General features: G+C 45.1%; 7 protein-coding genes. All 7 read left to right on the top strand.

Going from position 1 to position 6,300, the window contains the following annotated elements; genetic code table 11:
• The coding region (locus AC1DUA_RS28620) for a HAMP domain-containing protein (RefSeq protein WP_477502988.1) at positions 1-451 on the top strand (451 nt) is incomplete at its 5' end.
• 48 nt (positions 452-499) lie between these two features.
• On the top strand, positions 500-1,192 hold the full coding sequence (locus tag AC1DUA_RS28625; RefSeq protein ID WP_477502993.1) for a sensor histidine kinase: 693 nt from the start codon (positions 500-502) through the stop codon (positions 1,190-1,192).
• A complete protein-coding gene (locus tag AC1DUA_RS28630; RefSeq protein ID WP_477502989.1) occupies positions 1,189-1,788 on the top strand; it encodes a response regulator transcription factor in 600 nt (199 codons plus the stop codon). Before AC1DUA_RS28625 ends, AC1DUA_RS28630 begins: the two co-directional genes overlap by 4 nt.
• A gap of 32 nt (positions 1,789-1,820) precedes the next feature.
• Complete coding sequence (locus AC1DUA_RS28635; protein ID WP_477502994.1) at positions 1,821-2,741, top strand: MGDG synthase family glycosyltransferase; 921 nt, start codon at positions 1,821-1,823, stop codon at positions 2,739-2,741.
• Between the two features lie 47 nt (positions 2,742-2,788).
• Positions 2,789-3,439, top strand: a complete 651-nt coding sequence (locus AC1DUA_RS28640) for a phosphatase PAP2 family protein (protein WP_477502990.1) — start codon at positions 2,789-2,791, stop codon at positions 3,437-3,439.
• 205 nt (positions 3,440-3,644) lie between these two features.
• Positions 3,645-5,210 carry a cache domain-containing sensor histidine kinase gene (locus tag AC1DUA_RS28645; RefSeq protein WP_477502991.1) on the top strand — a complete coding sequence of 522 codons (1,566 nt, stop codon included), beginning with the start codon at positions 3,645-3,647 and terminating at the stop codon, positions 5,208-5,210.
• A gap of 167 nt (positions 5,211-5,377) precedes the next feature.
• Positions 5,378-6,300: ABC transporter substrate-binding protein (locus AC1DUA_RS28650; RefSeq protein ID WP_477502992.1), on the top strand; the 923-nt coding region annotated here is incomplete at its 3' end.

Below are 6,300 nucleotides of genomic sequence, written 5' to 3' on the forward strand. Positions count from 1 at the left end.
ACGTAAAGACAATACCCTTGTGTATGTTTCACCAAACGTGCAAGATTCGGAGGTCCTTCAGCAACTCCCTGTATTCAAACATCCCGGACATCCAGAACACGAAGATGCCAGGCGTTATGGGCAGGATTTGCTCGAAGTTAGCTCTTTCAACTTTTATTTTGCAGGACAACAACCTGGCAGTGTCTTTATCGTTACGACCGTTAGTCCGCTAGTTAACTTTACGCAGAAGTTTTTTCCAAGCCTATTCGGTGCATTGCTCGTTATATTGATTCTGACGCACAGTTCATTAACTTATTTTGTTTCAAAAAGCATCATTACCCCGCTGAGCAAGTTGAAAAATGCGATGAAACGTATCCAATCCGGCGATCTTGATTTCCAAGTCCAAATAACAAGCACAGATGAAATCGGTCAACTCAGCATGGCCTTCGAACAAATGCGCAAGCAATTATAAGAATCTATTCAAACGCAAGTTCAATATGAAGAAAACCGGAAAGAGCTTATTTCCAACATTTCGCATGATATTCGGACCCCGCTTACGGCTATTCGAGGCTACATTGATGGATTAGGTGACGCTATTGCCGATACGACGGACAAAAGACAAAAATATATCGAGATCATTTCATCCAAAGCAGAAGAGATGGATCATCTCATCGATGAGTTATTTCTGTATTCCAAACTGGATTTAAAGCGGGTGCCATTCAACTTTGAAGTTGTAAATTTCCCTGATTTTATAGCGGATTGGTCGGATGAGCTTGATTTCGAATTAAATAAAAAAGGTGTTTATTACGAATCAGACATCTCCATGAACCAGCAATTTCTAGTTTCAATTGATCGGGACAAAATGAAGCGGGTCTTTTCAAATATTGTGGACAATTGTTTAACCTATATGAACAAAACAGAGAAAAAGATTACCTTACACACAAGGATTGTAGGAACAAGTGTCAAAATAGAAATTACGGATAATGGTGCAGGCGTGGATGAAGAAGCGCTGCCTCACATATTTGACCGCTTTTACCGCGCTGATCCATCTAGGAACAGTAATAAAGGAGGAAGCGGATTAGGTCTAGCGATCTCGAAACAAATCATTGAGGGGCATGGCGGAACAATTAGCGCCCGCAGCCTGAAAGGCGAATGGACTTGTATGACCTTAAATTTGCCGCAATTAAGGCACAAAGATGGTGGGAATGAATGAAAAAGATACTCATAGTTGAAGATGAGCAACTTATTGCAGAACTAGAACGCGATTATTTGGAGGTTAGTGGCTATAAGGTCGATCTCGCGGCGGATGGTGAACAGGGGTTAAAGCTTGGATTGAGTGGTGAATATGATTTAATCATCCTAGATGTTATGCTTCCTTTATTAAATGGATTTGAAGTATGCAAGCAGATTCGGGAGAAACATCAGATTCCGATACTTATGGTTACCGCGAAAAAAGAGGATATTGACGTCATTCGAGGTCTTGGACTCGGTGCGGATGATTATATTACAAAACCATTCAAGCCAGGTGAACTGGTGGCAAGGGTCAAGGCTCATTTGGCTCGGTATGAGCGATTAATTGGCACGAAAGAGAATAAAGATGAAATACGTATTCAAGGTTTATTAATAGATAATAGTTCCCGCAGGGTGTTTGTGCATGAGCAAGAGATAACGATTACAACCAAAGAATTTGATCTGCTCTACTTTCTGGCTACAAATCCTAATCGTGTATTTAGCAAGGATCATCTGTTTGAGCGTATTTGGGGATTTGATGCAATGGGAGATGCACAAACGGTTACGGTCCATATCTAATTAGCAAAAGTACCAAAAGCTCACAACTAGGCATCGACTATTACGGCTGGAGTTATTACTTGACACGTGAAACGAAAGAAACCGCATTATTTCAGAAATCAATGACGTATTTGGGTCAAAAGAAATTGCGAGAACTCATACAAAAGGAACGCCCGGACGTTGTGGTCAATACGTTTCCTTTTGGGGCGGCACCAATCGTATGCAGTTCAATGGGCGTCAAAAATTTCACAGTACTTACGGACTATGCTTTACACGCAAGTTGGCTGCACCCCAAGGTCGATCGGTACTATGTGGCGACAGAAGATCTGAAGCAGCAAATTATTTTCAAAGGATATAGGAAGGACTGTGTAGAGGTCAGCGGTATTCCGCTAAAACAAGAGTTCGCAACTGCGAGCATTCGTAAGAGAACGCAATCACGACAAAAGAAGATTATTCTGATCATGGCTACAGAAAGCGGAGTAACTAGCTATCTGGATGAAATGTTGAATGCGCTGCTGCTTCTGGATGACTGTCAACTAGTCGTTATTTGTGGGCATAATGAGAAGTTAAAGCATCGAGTTAAAGCGGATTATGCAGCCAACAAGGGGATCACCGTTCTTGGATTTGTTGATAATGTTCATGAGTGGATGTCGAGAGCTATCTGTATTGTAACGAAAGCAGGCGGCTTAACGTTGACAGAGGCCATAGCCTTAAGATTGCCGGTTTTCGTATATAAGCCAAATGGCGGTCAAGAAAAAGAAAATGCCTTATATTTATCCAACCTTGGTGTAGCTTCAATTGCCAATAAAATGGAAGATTTTTTCGAAAATATTCAGTATTTCATTCAGCATCCAACCAGAAGTGAAGATATGCGAGCTCGTATGGAATCGTTGCAGAGAAATCATGCGGCGGCTCATATCGTCAATGACATGATGATGATTCTTAATCATTCATTCATGTCAGCTTCAATTTGAATAAATGAAATAATGCCTGATAATGATAACTTGAGGATGGATGTTCATTGAATTTGAAATTGCAACTAACCCGCGCTTTACTGCTTAGCCTTTTGTGCGCAATTGGCTTTGCGATTATTGCTCTAGGGGTATCGGACAACAAGCTAGTACACTTCGATAATCTCGTCATAACATTTGTAAATGGCATGGAATCTCCGCTTCTGACAAGTCTCATGAAATTCTTTACTTTCATTGGCGGAGGCGTTCCTGTCGTCGTTGTTWCRYTAATCATTATGTTTTTTTTGTATAAGGTGCTGCATCATCGAAGAGAGTTGATTTTATTTATTTGGGTCGTTATTGGGTCGGCAATTTTGAACGAATCATTAAAACTTATCTTTCATAGAGCCAGACCCATGTTACATCGCATAATAGACGCCAATGGATTCAGTTTTCCTAGTGGGCATTCCATGGCCGCATTTAGTTTATATGGGGTTGTCGCCTTTTTGCTTTGGAGGCATGTTTCAACGCCCATTGGTCGTGRCATCTTACTTATAGTAAGTACTATGATGATTATGGCGATAGGAGTCAGCCGAATATATTTGGGTGTGCATTATCCAAGTGATGTGATCGGCGGTTTCTTAGCTAGCGGTAGTTTATTAACCGTTTCTATTTGGTTTTATCAACGCTTTCAAGAAAAGCGGTACGAGGCAGCCACTTAAGGAAAAATAAAAAGACGGCATTCACTTGAATACTACAGGTGAATGCCGTCTTTTTATTCGACAAAACGAATCGAAATATGCCGATTTTCGGCAGCGTACTAGTTCATTAGACATATTTTGGAGGACGCAGAGAGGGGAAAGGTCTCATAGGTAGAAAAAGGTAATTGACAAACTATTTTACACCTAATGATGGAGGTGAAGCACGGTGCTGCGACGCCCTGTACCCATTTTTATCCAGCTCTTGGCGGGGATGTTCCTGATTGCCGCACTGGCGATCGCGCTTACAAATTTGCTTAATTACCGTATGACTTCACAGATTGTGCTCAACCGTACTGCAAGCTATACCCAAGAATCCGTGGAGCAGCTGTCTGCCAAAATTGATGTTTTGCTGCGGCAATATGATCAAGCCTCGCAAATGGTCGCATTCGATGAGAAAGTGCTAGCTGCTTTGCAAGCGGATTGCCCCCCGCAAGGCGCTGAAACTCAAGTTTCAATTGATCTAAATCGGTATTTGGCGGAAAAAATACGCTATATTGCCGGGGATATGCTGCTTCATTTATTCGACCGCAACGGTCACGCCTACGCTTCGAATGAATCGCTGCAGCTATTCTGGCGGATGGCAGACGATGTAGCTGCTGTGAGCTGGTACAGCAAAATGCAAACGCTTGACGGGCACATGCTGTGGGTATATGGGCCAGCCTGGCGGGACGGGGAAATCCCGGCGATCATTGGTGCTCGCAAGCTGAAAGACCCGTCAAGTCTGACGCCACTCGGGGACGAGTTTATTGTGTTTCCGGTGGATAAAATCAACCGTATCATCGGCGAAACTGGTCAGCGGATTGAGCGAAAAGTGCAAGTGATGGATTCCATCGGCAACATCGTGTATTCTACGGTGCCACGAGAAATCGGCACGGCTGCTGACGTAGGCCTGTTCAGTAAATTTGGAAGAAATGCGCAGCCCTTCTTCGAATGGAAGACAAGGGAAGATCAGCGTCAAGTGTTGGTGTCTTATGCGAAATCCTCCTACAGCGGTTGGACAACAATCGCTTATTTCAAGCCCGAAGCAGTCAATAGCGATGCTTCACAAATTTGGGCTCATGCGCTGCTCACAATGGGCGCAGGCATCCTTATTGCGCTCGTATTTGTGACTTATTTTACCTGGACGCTAACCAAGCCTATCCGGCTGCTAGCCGATGGCATGAACCGACTGCGCAAGGAGGGGGTCAAGCCGATTGATAAACCATTTGCGAGCCGTGAGATCACTAGACTTTATGCCAATTACAACGCCTTAGTGGAGGAACTGGAGGAGGTCGTAGAGCGATTGTCGGAGCAGCAAATTACGGTCCAGTGGGCGCAGCTGGTTGCGCTTAAAGCACAGTTTCGGCCTCACTTTCTGTATAATTCGCTTAATCTGATTTACTGGACCATTGAAGATGAACGACCGGACCAGGCGCAAGCTATGACTCTCGCGTTAAGTGAGCTGCTTCGTTATAGTGTCCATCCTTCGACGGATCTCGTAACACTTGGAGAAGATATGGAGCAGTTGAACCGATATTTGCTTTTGCAGCGTGCGAGATATGGGGAGAAGTTTCAGGTAAACATTGCGGTAGAGGATGGATTGGAACAGCAACGCGTTATACGACTCGTACTCCAGCCTCTGGTCGAGAATGCTTTCCATCATGGCTTGGAGCAGCAAGATGAGAGGGATTGGCAAGTCCGTGTGCGGATTTATCGCCAAGATGGCATGGTGAAGTGCTCTGTGTCTCTCTAAGAGCCCGTTAGGTGGGCTGCAGGTTATGTTGTCATTGCCACTTCAGACCTCGGATATGGTTACAGTGCCGCCGATATTGTCCAAAAAAGGGGGGACTGGCGCTGCCTAAGTATCGGAAAGGAAGTTATTTTACCTATTGGCTCATTAGCTGTCTTATGAGTTTCCTATTGCTGACGTCATGTGTCCCAGAATCGGCTTTGCCAAGTGTGGATGGAAATACGGCAAGGGTCGAAAAACTTCGTGTTTGGCTATGGCCGGGAAGCGGGCTTGATCGGCTAATTAAGAAGTATATGGCGGAGCATCCTGAAGTGGATGTGGAAATTGTTAGCTTTCAGTTCGATGATATTTTGCCGGGACTGATGACGGCTCTTGCCACCAAGGCGGATACGCCCGATCTTGTTTTGCTTGAGGCTTCGCAACTGAATCAGGTAAAGCGTTTTCAAAGTGAATTTTACAATCTGTATGATTATGGCGATGAGAGGGAGCATTATCTAGATTGGAAATGGCGTCAAGCTGAAAGTAAGGACGGCAGTTTCCTGTTTGCAATGCCAGTGGACATCGGTCCTGTTGCCTTAGCGTACCGCCGGGACTTGTTTAAGATGGCAGGACTTCCTGTAGAGCGGGAGGAAGTGGCGAAGGTCCTGACTCATTGGGAGCAAATGGAGCAGGCTGGGTTGGAGATTAAGAAGAAAACGGGTGCCTACCTGTTCGATAATTTGGCCAACTTGTTCATGAGCTATTTGAACCAGTTTGACGGTCATTATTTGACGCCGATGGACCACGAACTCGATCCGCATGTGAAAGAGGCATGGGATCAAGCTGTACGCTTCCAGAAGCTCGGGCTGAATGCGGGCCTTCCATCGCAATCTTCTGCCTGGGCCGAAGCAGCCGTCAACGGTAAGTTTGCCGTCGTTTTGGCACCGTCCTGGCTTCATGGAGCTTTCAAGAAAGTTGCACCCGCTACAGCAGGTGTCTGGGATCTGGCCCGAGCTCCTGGACTTCCCTCGAATTGGTCAGGGACGTGTCTGGCCGTTCCACGGACGAGCCGAAATCCACATGCGGCATATGAGCTCGCTCAGTGGCTGACGGC

The sequence above is a fragment of the Paenibacillus sp. 01T422 genome (assembly GCF_056398785.1).